This is a genomic window from Streptomyces sp. NPDC059696, from assembly GCF_042733745.1.
Lineage (GTDB): Bacteria > Actinomycetota > Actinomycetes > Streptomycetales > Streptomycetaceae > Streptomyces.
The window spans coordinates 343,343-359,509 of sequence record NZ_JBHWFG010000002.1; the positions used below are offsets into that span (position 1 = coordinate 343,343).

17 protein-coding genes are annotated in these 16,167 nt (G+C 72.1%); 10 read left to right on the forward strand and 7 right to left on the reverse strand.

Annotated features, from left to right (window positions below; translation table 11 throughout):
* The first annotated feature begins 95 nt into the window (after positions 1-95).
* Together ACFV20_RS03510 and ACFV20_RS03515 are read left to right on the forward strand one after the other, a co-directional pair.
* The gene (locus ACFV20_RS03510; RefSeq protein WP_024883016.1) at positions 96-491 is read left to right on the forward strand and encodes a DUF302 domain-containing protein; all 396 of its coding nucleotides are present in this window, start codon (positions 96-98) and stop codon (positions 489-491) included.
* Positions 492-1,022: 531 nt separating this feature from the next.
* Complete coding sequence (locus ACFV20_RS03515) at positions 1,023-1,622, forward strand: dihydrofolate reductase family protein (RefSeq protein ID WP_385651871.1); 600 nt, start codon at positions 1,023-1,025, stop codon at positions 1,620-1,622.
* A gap of 37 nt (positions 1,623-1,659) precedes the next feature.
* Here ACFV20_RS03515 and ACFV20_RS03520 read toward each other — a convergent pair whose 3' ends face one another.
* Positions 1,660-2,730 carry a LacI family DNA-binding transcriptional regulator gene (locus ACFV20_RS03520; RefSeq protein WP_385651987.1) on the reverse strand — a complete coding sequence of 357 codons (1,071 nt, stop codon included), beginning with the start codon at positions 2,728-2,730 and terminating at the stop codon, positions 1,660-1,662.
* A gap of 303 nt (positions 2,731-3,033) precedes the next feature.
* Between ACFV20_RS03520 and ACFV20_RS03525 the strand changes: the two genes are divergently transcribed.
* From ACFV20_RS03525 to ACFV20_RS03540, 4 genes are all read left to right on the forward strand, one after another.
* Positions 3,034-4,317 (forward strand): ABC transporter substrate-binding protein, encoded by a 1,284-nt coding sequence (locus ACFV20_RS03525; protein ID WP_385651874.1) that lies wholly within the window; start codon positions 3,034-3,036, stop codon positions 4,315-4,317.
* A gap of 11 nt (positions 4,318-4,328) precedes the next feature.
* Positions 4,329-5,318, forward strand: coding sequence for a carbohydrate ABC transporter permease (locus tag ACFV20_RS03530; RefSeq protein ID WP_385651876.1), 990 nt, complete (start codon positions 4,329-4,331; stop codon positions 5,316-5,318).
* Positions 5,315-6,151 carry a carbohydrate ABC transporter permease gene (locus tag ACFV20_RS03535; RefSeq protein WP_385651878.1) on the forward strand — a complete coding sequence of 279 codons (837 nt, stop codon included), beginning with the start codon at positions 5,315-5,317 and terminating at the stop codon, positions 6,149-6,151. The genes ACFV20_RS03530 and ACFV20_RS03535 overlap by 4 nt, the downstream gene beginning before the upstream one ends.
* A 63-nt stretch (positions 6,152-6,214) precedes the next feature.
* Positions 6,215-7,855 (forward strand): glycoside hydrolase family 13 protein, encoded by a 1,641-nt coding sequence (locus ACFV20_RS03540; RefSeq protein WP_385651880.1) that lies wholly within the window; start codon positions 6,215-6,217, stop codon positions 7,853-7,855.
* Between the two features lie 257 nt (positions 7,856-8,112).
* On the opposite strand, the gene ACFV20_RS03545 is transcribed toward ACFV20_RS03540, so the two are convergent.
* The 4 genes from ACFV20_RS03545 to ACFV20_RS03560 all read right to left on the reverse strand — a co-directional run bounded on the left by ACFV20_RS03545 (position 8,113) and on the right by ACFV20_RS03560 (position 12,124).
* Entirely contained in the window at positions 8,113-9,528 is a 1,416-nt protein-coding gene (locus ACFV20_RS03545) for a sensor histidine kinase (protein WP_385651882.1), read from the reverse strand.
* Positions 9,529-10,248: a response regulator transcription factor gene (locus tag ACFV20_RS03550; RefSeq protein ID WP_385651885.1), complete on the reverse strand. Its 720-nt coding sequence runs from the start codon at positions 10,246-10,248 to the stop codon at positions 9,529-9,531.
* A gap of 117 nt (positions 10,249-10,365) precedes the next feature.
* Positions 10,366-11,442 carry an LLM class flavin-dependent oxidoreductase gene (locus tag ACFV20_RS03555; RefSeq protein WP_385651886.1) on the reverse strand — a complete coding sequence of 359 codons (1,077 nt, stop codon included), beginning with the start codon at positions 11,440-11,442 and terminating at the stop codon, positions 10,366-10,368.
* 64 nt (positions 11,443-11,506) lie between these two features.
* Positions 11,507-12,124, reverse strand: a complete 618-nt coding sequence (locus ACFV20_RS03560) for a TIGR03086 family metal-binding protein (RefSeq protein WP_385651888.1) — start codon at positions 12,122-12,124, stop codon at positions 11,507-11,509.
* A 62-nt stretch (positions 12,125-12,186) separates the two neighbouring features.
* Between ACFV20_RS03560 and ACFV20_RS03565 the strand changes: the two genes are divergently transcribed.
* Complete coding sequence (locus tag ACFV20_RS03565; RefSeq protein ID WP_385651890.1) at positions 12,187-13,020, forward strand: DUF6597 domain-containing transcriptional factor; 834 nt, start codon at positions 12,187-12,189, stop codon at positions 13,018-13,020.
* Between the two features lie 133 nt (positions 13,021-13,153).
* Here the strand turns inward: ACFV20_RS03565 and ACFV20_RS03570 are convergent, their stop codons facing one another.
* A complete protein-coding gene (locus ACFV20_RS03570; RefSeq protein ID WP_385651892.1) occupies positions 13,154-14,044 on the reverse strand; it encodes an NADP-dependent oxidoreductase in 891 nt (296 codons plus the stop codon).
* A 124-nt stretch (positions 14,045-14,168) separates the two neighbouring features.
* Here ACFV20_RS03570 and ACFV20_RS03575 point away from each other — a divergent pair, with 124 nt between their 5' ends.
* Both ACFV20_RS03575 and ACFV20_RS03580 read left to right on the forward strand, forming a co-directional pair.
* Complete coding sequence (locus tag ACFV20_RS03575; protein WP_385651894.1) at positions 14,169-14,576, forward strand: winged helix-turn-helix transcriptional regulator; 408 nt, start codon at positions 14,169-14,171, stop codon at positions 14,574-14,576.
* Positions 14,577-14,630: 54 nt separating this feature from the next.
* Entirely contained in the window at positions 14,631-14,966 is a 336-nt protein-coding gene (locus ACFV20_RS03580) for a YnfA family protein (protein ID WP_385651895.1), read from the forward strand.
* A 19-nt stretch (positions 14,967-14,985) separates the two neighbouring features.
* Here the strand turns inward: ACFV20_RS03580 and ACFV20_RS03585 are convergent, their stop codons facing one another.
* A complete protein-coding gene (locus tag ACFV20_RS03585) occupies positions 14,986-15,210 on the reverse strand; it encodes a hypothetical protein (protein WP_385651897.1) in 225 nt (74 codons plus the stop codon).
* Positions 15,211-15,329: 119 nt separating this feature from the next.
* On the opposite strand from ACFV20_RS03585, the gene ACFV20_RS03590 reads away from it, so the two are divergent.
* The gene (locus tag ACFV20_RS03590; protein WP_385651899.1) at positions 15,330-16,106 is read left to right on the forward strand and encodes an SDR family NAD(P)-dependent oxidoreductase; all 777 of its coding nucleotides are present in this window, start codon (positions 15,330-15,332) and stop codon (positions 16,104-16,106) included.
* The last annotated feature ends 61 nt before the right edge of the window (positions 16,107-16,167 follow it).

A 16,167-nucleotide genomic window follows, 5' to 3' on the forward strand; every position in this document is an offset into this window, starting at 1 on the left:
ATGGAAACCACCCCGCTCAAGGCGTCGCCTCGCGCCCTGCGGGTACCCGGCGGGGTATAGAGGAATCAATCGTTCCGCACTATCCGGGAGTGTCCGTGTCCTACGACCGCACCGTCCGCCTGGCCGCCACCGACTTCGACACCGCCGTCACTGCCGTACGCAAGGCCCTGGCCGACCAGGGATTCGGCATCCTCACTGAGATCGACGTGGCGGCCACCCTCAAGGCGAAGCTCGGCCACGACATGGAGGACTACCTGATCCTGGGCGCCTGCAACCCGCCGCTCGCGCACCGGGCCCTGGAGGCCGACCGCTCCATCGGCCTACTGCTTCCCTGCAACGTCGTCGTACGCCGCGACGGTGACCAGATGCTCGTCCAGGCTCTCGACCCGGGCACCATGGTCACCCTCACCGGTCTGGACACCCTCAAGCCCGTCGCCGACGAAGCCACTGCCCGACTCGACGCCGCACTCAACGCCCTGGCCGCCCTCTGACCTCTCCCTGTCCGGCGGCCGGGAGGCGGTCCGATCGGCGTTCGTGCCGGGCAGCACGTCCTGTCGGCGCAGCAGCCGGTGCACCGGGATCCCGTCGACGCAGCCATCCAGCCCCACAAGGTCGTCGGGGACCTCGATCCGCGGCGAGCACACGGGCCATCCGGTCCAGCCCGAGGGCACATCCAGGGCACATGAGCCTGGGAAACGGCGTTGACCCGTGAGAAGCGCCAAAGGCAGTTTTCGCAGGTCAACGCACACTTTCCCCAGAAGTGCCAGGTCAGCGCCCCGCCGCCTTCAATCGCTGCACGAGTGGCAGGACTTCTCCCACCGGCTGCATGAGGCGGGGCATCAGCCTTATTGCCTGGTGTGGCCCTGAGCCGGGGCTTCCATGGTGTCGGGCGGGGTTCTCGGACCCCGCCCTTTTCGTGTGCCGTCGAATGGATCACACCGGACCAGGTCGACCCACGCCACCCCCGCGCTTGATCCACTCTGGTCTCGGCCCATCACGCAGACCCGAAGAGGGAGCACCGTATGCGAAAGCTCGTGTACTACATCGCCACCACGCTGGACGGTTTCATCGCGGGCCCGGACGGTGCCGATCCCACCGGGCCGGCCGGCTTCTGGCCGATCCCGGCGGACTACATCGACTACCTGGTGGCGGAGTACCCGGAGACCCTGCCCGTCCAGGCGCGGGCGGCCCTGTCCGTCACGGCGGAGGGCACGCACTTCGACACCGTCCTCGAAGGGCGGCGCAGCTACGAGATCGGCCTCAAGGCCGGCATCGACGACGCCTACCCCCACCTGCGTCACCTGGTCTTCTCCACGACCCTCACCGAGGCCCCGGCCCCGGCCGTCGAACTGGTCGCCGACGACCCCGTGGAGAAGGTGCGGCAGCTGAAGCAGGAGGACGGCAAGGACATCTGGCTGCTGGGCGGCGCGGAACTGGCCGGTGCCCTGTACTCCGAGATCGACCGGCTCGTCCTCAAGGTGGCCCCGCTGACCATCGGCACCGGGATCCCGGTCTTCTCCCACAAGGCCGCCTTCGATCCGCGCGGCTGGGAGCTCACCGGCCACACCGTGCTCGACAGCGGCGCGGCCTTCGTCAGCTACGTGCGCCCCACCACGGACTGACGCACCGTAGGAGGCACCGCCGGCACCCGAGCGGGTTCTACACGCTCGCCGGGCTCCCCGGCGCCTCGGACTCCTCCGGTCCCTCCGGCCTCGTGGTCTGATCCGCCGGTCGGGGCGCCACCGGGGCCGTCGTGGCCCGGGGGATCACGTGGGTCGGCAGGACGATGTGGCGTTCATGGTCGCCGTCCGAGTCCTCGATGAGCTTCAACGCCAGCTCCCCGGCCAGCCGGCCCATCTCCGACGGGGACTGCGCCACCGTCGACAGGTCGAACCAGTCCGCCAGCGGCTGGTCGTCGAAGCCCAGGACCGAGACGCGCTCGGGCACCTCGATCCGGGTCTTGCGGAGGTTCCAGATGAGGGCGACCGCGACCTCGTCCTGCTCGGCGAAGACGGCGGTGGGCGGCTCGCGCAGGCTGAGCAGCGCGCCCAGGGACTCGGCTGCCGCGCGCTTGCTGCCGGTCCGCGTGGACACCACCAGGTCGTCGTCGAGCGGCACCCCCGCCTCGGTGAGCGCCTGCCGGTAGCCCAGCAGCCGCTCGTTGGAGCTGAAGCTGAAGCCGCTCGCCCCCTCGGTCGTGACGAAGGCGATGCGCCGGTGGCCGAGGTTGAGCAGGTGCCGGGTGCCGTGCAGGGCTCCGGCGACGTCGTCGACGTAGACGCTCGGGCGGCCCTCGACATGCTGGCTGACGTAGATCACCGGCATGCCGAGGTCGTCCAGCCGGGCCGTCTCCTCGTCGGTGAGGTCGAAGGAGAACACCAGGAGCGCGTCGGCGTTGCGGCGCGCGGGGAGGTGCTCGAAGAACGCCGTGCGTTCGGCCAGGTCCGGGATCTCGTAGACGTTCAGCTGCATGCCCGCCGCCCGCAGCAGCGGTGCGAGGCTGGACAGGGCGGATCCCATGAACCACGAGTTGAGCGTCGGGACCATCACCGCGACCGTGCCCGTCCTGCCCGTGACGAGGCTGGCCGCCTGCCGCGACACGGCGAAGTCGATCTCGCGTGCCGCCTTCTCGACGCGGGCGCGCACCTCCGGCGAGACCGTGGACAGTCCGCGCAGCGTGCGGGAGACGGTGGAGGTGGAGACCCCGGCCCGCTCGGCGACGTCGGCCATCGTGGGGTGCCGTTGCTGGGCTGGAGGCATGAGCCGGACGTTAGCACAGGAACCCACTCCGTCACCCGGCTGCGTGACAGCGCTTTCATGCTTCACCGACTCGGTGGATCAGCTCATTACCCGCACGTAACGCATTGACTTCACCTAGGCACACCCCTAGCTTGCAAGCGTTGTCCCGACAGCAGCGAACTCTCCCCCGGTCACCCTCTCTTGACTTTCTGAGCTGGGAGTTTCCTGCCTGAGTCGCGTGACAACGCAGTCTCGCCAGCACCTCAACCCGGTTCCGTACGACCAGGAGAGACAGTGACGACCAGAACCACCAGCAGAGCGGCCGTGATCACCGCCGCCGGGCTCCTCCTCACCGCCTGCGGCTCCTCCGACGGCGGCTCCGGGCAGGCCGGGCCCCCGTCGTTCGAGGGACGCGGCCCCATCACGTATGTCGCGGGCAAGGACACCACCGGCACCGTCCAGCCGATGCTCGACCGCTGGAACGCGGCGCACCCGAAGGAGAAGGTCACCTTCATCCAGCTGCCGACCGACGCGGACGCCCAGCGGCAGCAGATGATCCAGAACGCGGAGACGAAGTCCGACGCCTACACGGTGCTGTCCCTCGACGTCGTGTGGACCTCGGAGTTCGCCGCCCACCGATGGATCGACCGGCTGCCCGAGAAGCGGTTCCCGCTGGGGAAGATGCTGAAGCCGGTGGTGGAGACCGCGCGGTACCGGGGCGGTCTCTACGCCGTGCCGGCCAGTTCGGACGGCGGCATGCTCTACTACCGCACCGATCTGCTGAAGAAGGCCAAGGTCGCCTCGCCCCCGAGGACCTGGGAGGAGATGACCGCCGCCTGCGCCGCGGTGAAGAAGCTCCCCGAGGCGAAGGGCATGTCCTGCTACGCCGGGCAGTTCCAGAAGTACGAGGGCCTGACGGTGAACTTCGCCGAGGCGGTGAACTCGGCGGGCGGCACCGTCACCGACGCCGCCGGCAAGCCGGACGTCGACACCCCCGAGGCCCGCAAGGGCCTGGACTTCCTGGCCCGTTCCTTCCGGGACGGGACCATCCCGAAGAAGGCCATCACCTTCCAGGAGGAGGACGGCCGGCAGGCCTTCCAGTCCGGCAAGCTGGTCTTCCTGCGCAACTGGCCCTACGTGTACTCCCTGGCCCAGAAGAGCGGCATCAAGGGCAAGTTCGCCGTCGCGCCCCTGCCCGGCCTGAACGGGCCCGGCTCCTCCAGCCTCGGCGGCCACAACATGGCCGTGTCCACGACGGCGAAGAACAAGGCGACCGCCCTGGACTTCATCGAGTTCATGACGAGCGAGAAGAACACCCGGACCCTGCTGGAGGACGCCTCCGCCGCCCCGCCGTACGCCGCGCTCTACGACGACCGGGAGCTCATCGAGCAGTACCCGTACCTGCCGGTGCTCAAGGAGTCCGTCGTGCGGGCCGTCCCGCGTCCCCGGGTGGTGCCGTACGGCGATGTCACCGCGGCGGTCCAGCAGGAGGCGTACGCCGTGCTGAACGGGGACAAGAGCAGCGCGCAGGCGCTGCGGGACCTGCAGAGGACGCTGCGGAAGAGCACGGAGCGGTGAGGGCCGGGGTCATGACCGAGGCGGCGGCCCGGACCGAGGTCCCCACGGGGGCCCGGCCCCAGCCGCGACGGGGGCGGGGGCGGGCGAGTGCCGGGACCGGACGGCTGGCCGCGCTGCTCGTCTCCCCCACGCTGCTGGTGCTGGCGGTCGTCGTGCTCTACCCGACCCTGATGGCGCTCAAGGAGTCGCTGTACGGGGCGAAGGGCCTGGACCCGGCGACCGGGTTCATCAGCGAGACAGAGCCGTTCGTCGGGCTGGGGAACTACGCGCAGATCTTCGGGGAGTCCGGGGCGCGGTTCTGGAACGCCTTCTGGAACACCACGTTCTTCACCGTGGTCACCGTCGGCCTGGAGACGGTGATCGGCGTGGCCATGGCGCTGATCATGCACAAGGCGTTCAAGGGCCGGGCGCTGGTGCGGGCCGGGATCCTGGTGCCGTGGGCGGTGCCGACGGCCATCTCCGGGCTGCTGTGGCGCTGGATCTTCAACAGCGACGGCGTCGCCAACGCGCTGCTCGGACAGCAGATCCTGTGGACCACCGAGGGCGTGCACGCCCAGGTCGCGGTCATCGTCGCGGAGGTGTGGAAGACGGCGCCGTTCATCGGGCTGCTGGTGCTGGCCGGGCTCCAGGTGATCCCCACCGAGGTCTACGAGGCGGCCCGGATGGACGGGGCCCGCGCGGTGCGCCGGTTCTGGCACATCACCCTGCCGCTGGTGAAGCCGGCCCTGCTGGTGGCGGTGCTGTTCCGCTGCATGGACGCGCTGCGGATGTTCGACCTGCCCTACCTCCTCGTCGGCGCGCAGAAGCACTCGGTGGAGACGCTGTCGATGCTCGCGCAGAACGAGGCGTCCAACGTCCGCTTCGGACCGGCCTCCGCGTACGCGGTGATCCTGTTCCTCTACGTCTTCCTGATCGCGCTCGCGTTCGTGCGGCTGCTCGGTGCCGACCTCGTCGGCGGCGGGGGCGGCAGGCGGCGCCGTCGTACGGAGGTGACGGCATGACGACCCTCATGGCGAAGGGGCGGGGCGGGCTCGTGTACGCGGGTGTCCTCGCGGTCGTGGCGTACTGCCTGGCCCCCTTCTACTGGATGCTGGTCTCCAGCCTGCGCCGCACGAGCGACATCTTCGACACCTCGCTGGTGCCGTCCCCGCTGTCCCTGGAGAACTACCGGGCCGTGTTCGACCCGGCGCAGGGCTTCGGGCGCGCCCTGCTCAACAGCCTGGTCGTCGCGGGGATCACGACCGCCCTGGCGCTGGTGCTGGCCACGTTCACCGCCTACGCGATGGCCCGGCTGGAGTTCCGCGGCAAGCGGCTGATCCTGACCCTGATCATCGCCACCTCGATGTTCCCGGTGGTGTCCATCGTGGTGCCGCTGCTGAAGCTGTTCACGGACATCGGCTGGATCAACACCTACCAGTCGATGATCGTGCCGAGCATGTCCTTCGCGCTGCCGCTGGCGGTGTGGAACCTGACCACGTTCTTCCGGCAGATGCCGGACGAGCTGGAGCACGCCGCGATGGTCGACGGCTGCACCCGCGGCCAGGCCTTCCGCAAGGTCATCGTGCCGCTGGCCGCGCCGGGCATCTTCACCACCGCCATCATCACGTTCATCGCGGCCTGGAACGAGTTCCTCATCGCCCTGTCGATGACCAACAAGCCGGGCATGCAGACCGCCACGGTCGCCATCTCCAAGTTCACCGGCGCGACGACCTACGAGACCCCGTTCGGCAGCCAGATGGCCGCGGGTGTCCTGGTCACCGTCCCGCTGGTGGTCATGGTGCTGCTCTTCCAGCGCCGGATCGTCGCCGGGCTCACCGCCGGCGCGGCCAAGTAGCCCGACCTCGCGGCCAAGTAGCCCCACCTCGCGGCCAAGTAGCCCTACCTAAGGAGCCTTTCCTTGTCCCCCACCGCACCCTGGTGGCGCAGCGCCGTCATCTACCAGGTCTACATCCGCAGCTTCGCCGACGGCAACGGCGACGGCGTCGGCGACATCGCCGGCATCCGCTCCCGCCTGCCCTATCTGAAGTCGCTGGGTGTGGACGCGATATGGATCAACCCCTGGTACAAGTCGCCGATGGCCGACCACGGTTACGACGTCGCCGACTTCCGGGAGATCGATCCGGCCTTCGGCACCGTCGCCGACGCCGAGCGGCTCATCGAGGAGGCGCACACGCTGGGGATCCGCGTGATCCCCGACATCGTGCCCAACCACACCTCCGACCGGCACGCCTGGTTCCGGGCGGCGCTGGCGGCCGGGCCCGGCAGCCCGGAGCGCGAGCGCTACGTCTTCCGTCCCGGGCGCGGACCCGACGGGGCCGAGCCGCCGAACGACTGGGTGTCCTGCTTCGGCGGCCCGGCCTGGACCCGGCTGCCCGACGGGGAGTGGTACCTGCACCTGTTCGCACCCGAGCAGCCCGACCTGAACTGGGAACACCCCGAGGTGCGGGAGGAGTTCGAGTCGATCCTGCGGTTCTGGTTCGGCCGGGGCGTCGACGGCTTCCGCATCGACGTGGCCCACGGGCTGGTCAAGCACCCGGAGCTGCCCGACCTGCCGCCCCGCCGGGACCCGGACGACGGACGGCCCCGGCAGCACGTCGACCACCCGCACTGGGACCGGGACGAGGTGCACGAGATCTACCGGTCCTGGCGCAAGGTCGCCGACGAGTTCCCCGGCGACCGCTCCTTCGTCGCCGAGGCCTGGGCGGACACCCCCGAGCGGCTGGCGGCGTACGTCCGCCGGGACGGCCTGCACACGGCCTTCAACTTCGACTTCCTGATGTCGAGCTGGGACGCGAAGGACCTGCGGTCGGTCATCGACGGCTCCCTCGGCATGCTCGGGGCGGTGGGCGCCCCGGCCACCTGGGTGCTGTCCAACCACGACGTCGTGCGCCACCCCAGCCGCTACGGCCGCCGGACGGTCAGGCGCTGGGTGGCCAACGAGAGCTACCGCCCCGACGGCCCGCTCGACCTCGACCTGGGCACCCGGCGCGCCCGTGCCGCCGCTCTGCTGATGCTCGCGCTGCCCGGCGGCGCGTACGTCTACCAGGGCGAGGAACTCGGGCTGCCGGAGGTCGAGGACCTGCCGGAGTCCGTTCTCCAGGACCCCACCTGGGAGCGCTCCGGGCACACCGACCGCGGCCGCGACGGCTGCCGTGTCCCGATCCCGTGGACCGAGGGCGGCACGGCGTTCGGCTTCAGCCCCGAGGGCGCGACGGGCGAGCCGTGGCTGCCGCAGCCCGCCGGCTGGGGCCGGTTCGCCGTGGCGGCCCAGTCGGGTGACACGACCTCGATGCTGGAGCTTTACCGGGCGGCGCTGCGCGTCCGGCGCGACCATCCGGCCCTGGGCGACGGCTCGATGGACTGGCTGGACGCTCCCGAAGGGGTGCTGGCCTTCCGCCGCGAACCCGGGTTCGTCTGCGTGGTGAACCTCTCGTCCGAGCCGTACGAGCTCCCCGCGTACTCCGCACTGCTGCTGGCCTCCGGCCCGCTGAAGAACGGCCGCCTGGGCCCGGACCAGGCGGTGTGGCTGACGCTCTGACGACACCCACCGGGCCGGCCCCGCACCACCCGCGCCGGCCGACCGCGCACAGGCGGTGTGGGCCGCCCGCGGCGGCCGACCGCGCACAGGCGGTGTGGGCCGCCCGCGCCGGCCGACCGCGCACAGGCCGGTGGGGGCTGCCCGCGCCGGCCGACCGCGCACAGGTGGTGTGGGCCGCCCGCGGCGGCCGGGCGCGCGCAAGCGGTGTCGGCCGCCCGAGCCGCTCGGTCGGGCTGCGCGCCGTGCGACTCGCCGGGTCAATCGATTCCGCCGCCCACCGTGAAGCCGGTGACCGTCCCGCCGCCTTCCCGGTGGAACGCGAACGGGGCTCCGCCGTGTGCGAGGGCCACCTCGCGGACGATGGACAGGCCGAGGCCGGAACCCGGCAGGGAACGGGCGTCGGCGGCCCGGTAGAAGCGGTCGAAGACCCGCGTGAGGTCGCGGTCGTCGATGCCGGGGCCGCGGTCGAGGACCTCGATGCGGATCCTGCCGGGCCGGGCGGGCCCCGAGACGACGATCTCGACGGGGGCCCGGCCGCCCTGGTCGAACTTGACGGCGTTCTCGACGAGGTTGGACAGGGCCCGGGTCAGCATCCCGGGCCGCCCGTCGGTCGTGGTGTCGCCGCTCACGCGCAGCAGGATCTGCCGTCCGCTGCGGCGCCGGGCCGCCCCCGCGACCTCTTCGGCGATGTCGGCGACGTCCACCCGCTGCGGCGGCTCGGTGTCGGACTGGCCGGCCGCGAGATCCACCAGCTCGTTGACGAGGTCGGTCAGCTCCCTGGCCTCCTGGCCGAGGTCGGCGACCAGCTCCTCGCGGGCCTGCGGCGGGAGTTCGTCGATCCGCCGCAGCAGGGAGATGTTGGTGCGCAGTGAGGTCAGCGGCGTGCGCAGCTCGTGGCCCGCGTCCTGGACGAGGCGGCGCTGGTCCTCCTCGGACTGGGCGAGCCGGCCCAGCATGCGGTCGAAGGCCCGGCCGAGGCGGCCCACCTCGTCGTGGCCGGCCACAGGCACCTGGATGCCCAGCCGGCGGGTGCGGGCGACGTCCTCGGCGGCGTCGGTCAGCACGACCAGGCGGCGCGTGATCCGCCGGGCCAGCCACCAGCCGAACAGCCCGGCGCCGACCACCACGGCGGCCATCAGCAGCAGCGTCCGCCGCTGGAGCGCCCGCAGCAGGTCCTCGACGTCGCTGAACTCCTGCGCGACCTGCACCGCGCCCCGGCCGCCGCCGAGGGAGACGGTGGCGACGCGGTAGACGTCGCTGCCCACGTCGACGTCCTTGTGCTCGGCCACCTGCCCGGAGCCGGCCGCGGCGGCGATCCGCACGTCGGTGCCGGTGACGGGCAGTCCGGGGCTGCCCGCGTCGACGACGTGCCCGTCCGGCCCGAGCACCTGCACGTCCGTGCGGGCGGGCCGCACCAGGTCGTGGCCCGGCGCGGCGGACGAGAAGTCGCCGGGCGCCATGTGGTTCTGCCGCACCTCGTCGCGCAGGTCCTGCACGACCTCGTCGAACACGGTCTGCTGGTCCACCCGCACCAGCCGGGCGGCGGCGCTGTAGGACAGGATGCCGACGAGGACCGTGACGGCCGCCGTCACCGTCGCGAAGGACACCGCGAAGGTGGTGCGCAGCGACACGAGCTTCGGCCGCCGCCCGGCCGGCAGGCGCAGGCGGCCCACTCAGTCCTCCCGCAGCACGTAACCCACGCCGCGCACCGTGTGGATCAGCTGCGGCGCGTCCGGCTCGTCGAGCTTGCGGCGCAGGTAGCCGACGTAGACGGCGAGGTTCTTCGAGCCGGGCCCGAAGTCGTAGCCCCAGATGCGGTCGTAGATCGTCGAGTGGTCGAGGACGATGCCCGCGTTGCGGACCAGCAGCTCCAGCAGCTCGAACTCGGTGCGGGTCAGCTCCAGCTCGCGCGCGCCCCGCCAGGCCCGGCGGGCCTGTGGGTCCATGCGCAGGCCGGCGGCCTCGAGGAAGCGCTCCGGGAGCGGTCTGGGCGGCTCGGCCGCGGGGGTGCCGCCGGTGCCCACCGGGCTGGTGCGGCGCAGCAGGGCGCGCAGCCGGGCGAAGACCTCCTCCACGTCGAAGGGCTTGACCACGTAGTCGTCGGCGCCCGCGTCCAGCCCGGCGATCCGGTCGGCGGTCTCGACGAGGGCGGTGAGCATCAGCACCGGCGTCCGGTCCCCCTCGGCGCGCAGCACCCGGCACACCTGGAGCCCGTCGATGCCGGGCATCATCACGTCCAGCAGGAGGACGTCCGGGCGGTTGCGGTGGGCCTGTGCGAGCGCCTCGACACCGTCGGCGACCGCCACGACCTGGTAGCCCTCCAGGGTCAGGGCACGCTCCAGGGCGTTGCGGATGGCGCGGTCGTCTTCGGCGAGCAGCACGGTGTGGGGCACGCGTCCAGTGTGCCAAGCCGCCCGGCGCCCCAGGCCGTATGCGCTGCGCCGGGGCGTCCTTCTTACTCGGCTCTCACCGGGGGCGGCAGGACCTCGCGGACGGGTCCCGCCGGCCCCTCATCCTCGGGTCCGGGCGAGCCGGGCCGGGTGCGTCGGGGCGTCCGGGACGTCCGCCGGGCGGTCCACGGCGAACTCCTTGCGCAGCACCGGCACGACTTCCTCGCCGAGCAGGTCGATCTGCTCCAGCACGGTCTTCAGCGGCAGCCCGGCGTGGTCGATGAGGAACAGCTGGCGCTGGTAGTCGCCCGCGTAGTCGCGGAAGGCCAGGGTCTTCTCGATGACCTGCTGCGGGGAGCCCACGGTCAGGGGCGTCTGCGCCATGAAGTCCTCCAGCGACGGGCCGTGCCCGTACACCGGTGCGACGTCGAAGTAGGGGCGGAACTCGCGCACCGCGTCCTGGGCGTTCTTCCGCATGAAGACGTGCCCGCCGAGGCCGACGATCGCCTGCTCGGGAGTGCCGTGCCCGTAGTGGGCGTACCGCTCGCGGTACAGCTCGACCATGCGTTTGGTGTGGTCGGCCGGCCAGAAGATGTTGTTGTGGAAGAAGCCGTCGCCGTAGAACGCGGCCTGCTCGGCGATCTCCGGGGAGCGGATCGACCCGTGCCAGACGAACGGCGGTACGCCGTCCAGCGGCCGGGGCGTGGCCGTGAAGCCCTGCAGGGGCGTGCGGAACTTCCCCTCCCAGTCGACGACGTCCTCGCGCCAGAGGCGGTGCAGGAGGGCGTAGTTCTCGACGGCGAGGTTGATGCCCTGCCGGATGTCCTGGCCGAACCAGGGGTAGACCGGGCCGGTGTTCCCGCGGCCCAGCATCAGGTCGACCCGGCCGTCGGCCAGGTGCTGGAGCATCGCGAAGTCCTCGGCGATCTTCACGGGGTCGTTGGTGGTGATCAGGGTCGTGGCCGTGGAGAGGATCAGCCGCTCGGTGCGGGCCGCGACGTAGCCGAGCATCGTGGTGGGGGACGAGGGCACGAAGGGCGGGTTGTGGTGCTCGCCGGTCGCGAAGACGTCGAGGCCCACCTCCTCGGCCTTCAGCGCGATGGCCACCATGGCCTTGATCCGCTCGCGTTCCGTGGGCGTACGGCCGGTGGTGGGGTCGGGCGTGACGTCGCCGACGCTGAAGATCCCGAACTGCATGCTCGCTCACCCTCCAGGTTGTTTACTGTTCAACCATACCGGGAGAACGGCGGCCCGCGTGCGCCTATTCCCGGAAGGAGGCCCCGGCGGTCCGCCCCCAGGAGGGGGTACGGCCGGTCCGCGCCAGCAGCCGCTCGAAGGCCGACGCACCCTCGCCCTCGGGCACCGGCTCCCCGAAGACGCCCATCGTGCGGGCCGTGGGCGCCAGCCGGTCCACCGCGCCCGCCAGCTCCGCCACGACCGCCTCGTCGGCACCCGGGTCGTCCTGGCCGGTCGCCCGCGCCAGGTCCCACACATGCACCGTCAGATCCAGCAGCGCCATCGCACCGACCAACCGCGCGGGCATGTCCATGGCACCGGTGGTGCCCTCCTCCGCACCGGGCGCGGACCAGGCCGCCACCAGCCGGTCCGCCTCCCGCACCAGCCGCTCCCGCCAGTCGGGGCCCCCGGCGACCACGTCGGCCGCCCCCGAGAAGTCCGACGCCTCCTTCGCGGCCAGCCGCTGGAACTGCACGATCACCTGGAAGAGATGACCGGCCAGGGCCCGCACGTCGTACTCGGCGCACGGCGTCGGGGCGTCGAGCGCCGCGTCCGGAATGCCCCGCACCACCGGCACCGCCCGCTCCCTGGCCAGGGCCAGCAGCTCACCGATGCCCGGAGTCCTCACCGCTTTCGTGTCCATACCCCGACCGTAGGCAGGCCCACGGCCGCCCTTCTTGAACAAACGCGACGTACGATCCGGCCATGGAGGCACCCCGCCACGACACCCGCGGGATCGTCGACCCGTCCGGGCTGCTGCACCACGTGCGCTTCCGCCGCCACGAGCCCGCCGGGCCGTTGCGCCGGTACGTCGAGTGGTACTGGCTCATCGACTGGGACCTGCCCGCGCCCTACGCCTCCCACGTCGTCCCGCACCCCTCGGTCAACCTCACCTTCCAGTGGGACGAGGACGAGGGCCCGCCCTACGCCGAGGTCACCGGCGTCGCCCTCGGCCTCTACACCAGGAAGCTGACCGGGCGGGGCCGCGTCTGCGGGGCCAAGTTCCGCCCCGGCGGCTTCCGGCCGTACGCCCCGGACGACCCGGTCTCGCGGTGGACGGGCCGCGCGCTGCCCGCCCGGGAGGTGTTCCCGCAGCTCACCGGCGACACCGCCCGCTCGGTCGTCGCCGCCGCCGGCGACCGGGACCGGGTGGCCGCCCTGGACGCCTTCCTGCTCTCCCTGCCCTGCGCCCCCGACCCGCAGGCCGACCTCGCGATCGACCTCGTCCGGCGCATCCGCACGGACCGCACCGTGCGCCGCGTCGGCGACCTCGCCCACGAGCAGGGCCTGTCGGTGCGGGCCCTGCAACGGCTGTTCGCCACCTGCGTGGGAGTGAGCCCCAAGTGGGTCATCCTCCGCTACCGCATCCACGAGGCCCTGGAACAGGCAGGCACCCGCGACGACATCGACTGGGCCGCCCTCGCCGCCGACCTCGGCTACGCCGACCAGGCCCATCTCGTACGCGACTTCACGGCGACGGTGGGGGTGCCGCCCACGGCGTACGCGGCGGAGACCCGTGCCGGACGCGCCGGACCCTAGAGGCGGCCGGCGGGCAGTCCGAAGGGTGTGATGCGCGCCCTCCCGCCCCCGGGCGAGCACCCACCCGAGTGCGACCGGCACCCTTCAGGGCACTCCCCCGGGCGAGCACCCACCCGAGTGCGACCGGCACCCTTCAGGGCACCAGCACCAGCCGCCCCCGCACACCGCCCTCGTCGAGCCGGGCGTGTGCCTTCGCGGCATCCTCCAGGGCGAACGTCTCGGCCACCCGGGTCGTCAGCACCCCCTCGTCCACCAGCCGCACCAGCTCCGCCAGCCGGGCCCCGTCGGCGCTCACCTCGACCGCCCCGGTCCGCACGCCCCGGACCGACGCCGGCTCGGCCTGCGGGATGACACCGATGTACCGGCCCCCGTCCCGCACCCCGGCAAGGGCCGGCTCCCCGAGGACCGCGGCGTCCAGCACCGCGTCGAAAGCCCCCTCGACGACGGCACCGCTGAGGAAACGCCCCGCACCCAGCGACCGTACGAACTCCTCGTCGCGCGCACGCGCCAGCCCGGTCACCGTCATCCCCCGGTGCGCCGCCAGCTGGACCGCGTAACCGCCGACCGCACCCGCCGCGCCCGTCACCAGCAAGGACTCACCCGGCGCGAGGTGCAGCCGGTCCAGGGCCTGCACGGCGGTCAGCGCGTTCAACGGGAGGGTCGCCGCGTGCACCGCGTCCACCGTGGCGGGCGCGAGGGCCGCCGCGTCCGTGTCCACGACGACGTACTCGGCATGGGTGCCCAGCGGCTTGACCATGCCGTAGTCCAGCGCCACCACCTCGTCGCCCACGCTCCACGAGGCGGCCACTCCCACCGCGTCCACCGTCCCCGCGACGTCCCAGCCCAGCCCGAGCCGCTTGCCCGCACCCCCGAACACCCCCGCCCGCACCCCCGCGTCCACGGGATTCAGCGAGGCGGCCGACACCTTGATCCGCACCTCACGCGCACCGGGCTCGGGCACCGCGGTCTCCACGACCTCCACGGCCTCCGGCCCACCGAACGCATTCACCACTACAGCACGCACAGCGACGCTCCTTGGATTGCCGTCGTCCGGGACGTCCTCCCGGCCACGCGAGCAACCCTAAGAAGAGTTACTATTCATCAGTAAGTAGTTACCTGAGAGTGCGTATGTACCCCGGAGGTGAGCCATGCCGACCACGACGGCGGCCCAGCGGCGCGAGCAGGCCCGCATCGAGTACGACGCGTTCCTCAAGAGCTGCCCCACCAACCAGCTCCTGGACCGCATCAGCGACAAGTGGGTCAGCCTGGTCGTGGCCGCCCTCGCCCCGGGACCCCTGCGCTACAGCGACCTCGGCCGCAAGATCGCCGGCGTCAGTCCCAAGATGCTCACCCAGACCCTGCGCACCCTGGAACGCGACGGCCTCCTCACCCGCACCGTCACCCCGTCCGTCCCGGTCCGCGTCGACTACGCGCTCACGCCCCTGGGCCACAACCTCGCCCTCCTGCTGACCGCCGTGAAGGACTGGGCGGAGAACCACTTCGACGAGGTCGCACAGGCCCGCGAACGCTATGACGCCGAGGCCGCCGACGCCTGACGCCGACGCCACCGGGCCGGGCCGGACCGGACCGGGCATGCGAAGCTGACCGCCATGTTCGTCCTCCGCTCCGCCGCCCTCTTCGTCCTCGCCGCCCTGCTGGAGATCGGCGGCGCCTGGCTCGTCTGGCAGGGTGTGCGCGAGCACAAGGGGTGGCTCTGGGCGGCCGGCGGCGTCCTCGCGCTCGGCGCCTACGGCTTCGTCGCCACGTTCCAGCCCGACGCCCACTTCGGCCGTGTCCTCGCCGCGTACGGCGGGATCTTCGTCGCCGGTTCGATCCTGTGGGGCGTGGTCGCCGACGGCTACCGCCCGGACCGCTGGGACGTCACGGGCGCATTGGTCTGCCTCGCGGGCATGGCCGTCATCATGTACGCCCCGCGAGGGAACTGACCCGGCGCCCCGGACCCGCTCAGAACGGCGCGTCGGCCGGCAGCAGTCCCAACTCTCCCAGGAACTCCACCTCGTCGAAGTACAGCCGGTAGTCGACGATCCGCCCGTCCTCGACGGCGGCGATGTCCACCCCGCGGATCCGGATCTCCTCGTCCCCGGCGTACAGATCGGCGACGACCTTCAGATCGGCGTGTCCGGTGACCGCGTCGGTGAGCCGGTCCATGACCTCACGTGCCTCACCCATGATCCACCTCCCGGGGAACAGGGGATCACCCAGCCTCATTCTCCCACCGCGGCCCCCTTCTATCCTGGCCGCACGCCCCGGCGCAGACGCCCGCCGGCCCACCCACCCGAGGAGCTCCCATGGCCACCGCCGCCCCGCCCGCAGCCTCCCGCATCGCCGTCGTCACGGGTGCGAGCAGCGGAATCGGCGCCGCCACGGCCCGGCAACTCGCCGCGGCGGGCTACCGCGTCGTCCTCACCGCCCGCCGCAAGGACCGCATCGAGGCCCTGGCCGAGGAGATCACCCAGGCCGGCCACCAGGCCACCGCCTACCCCCTGGACGTCACCGACCGCGCCGCCGTCGACGAGTTCGCGACCGCCTTCAAGACGATCGGCGTGCTGGTCAACAACGCGGGCGGAGCGCTCGGCGCCGACCCGGTCGCCACCGGTGACCCGGAGGACTGGCGCCGGATGTACGAGACGAACGTCCTCGGCACCCTCAACCTCACCCAGGCCCTGCTGCCCAAGCTGATCGCGAGCGGCGACGGCACGGTCGTGGTCGTCTCCTCCACCGCCGGCCACGGCACCTACGAGGGCGGCGGCGGCTACGTCGCCGCGAAGCACGGCGCCCACGTCCTCGCCGAGACCCTGCGCCTGGAGATCGTCGGACAGCCGGTCCGCGTGATCGAGATCGCCCCCGGCATGGTCAAGACCGACGAGTTCGCCCTGACCCGCTTCGGCGGCGACGAGGAGAAGGCCGCCAAGGTCTACCAGGGCGTCGCCGACCCCCTCACGGCCGACGACGTCGCCGAAACGATCACCTGGGCGATCACCCGCCCCTCCCACGTCAACGTCGACCTCCTGGTCCTGCGCCCCCGGGCCCAGGCGTCGAACACGAAGGTCCACCGGGAGGCGTGAAGCCGGAAGGCGCACCGGGAGGCACCCAACCGCCCGGTGCAGCGGGAGGCACCCAGCCGCC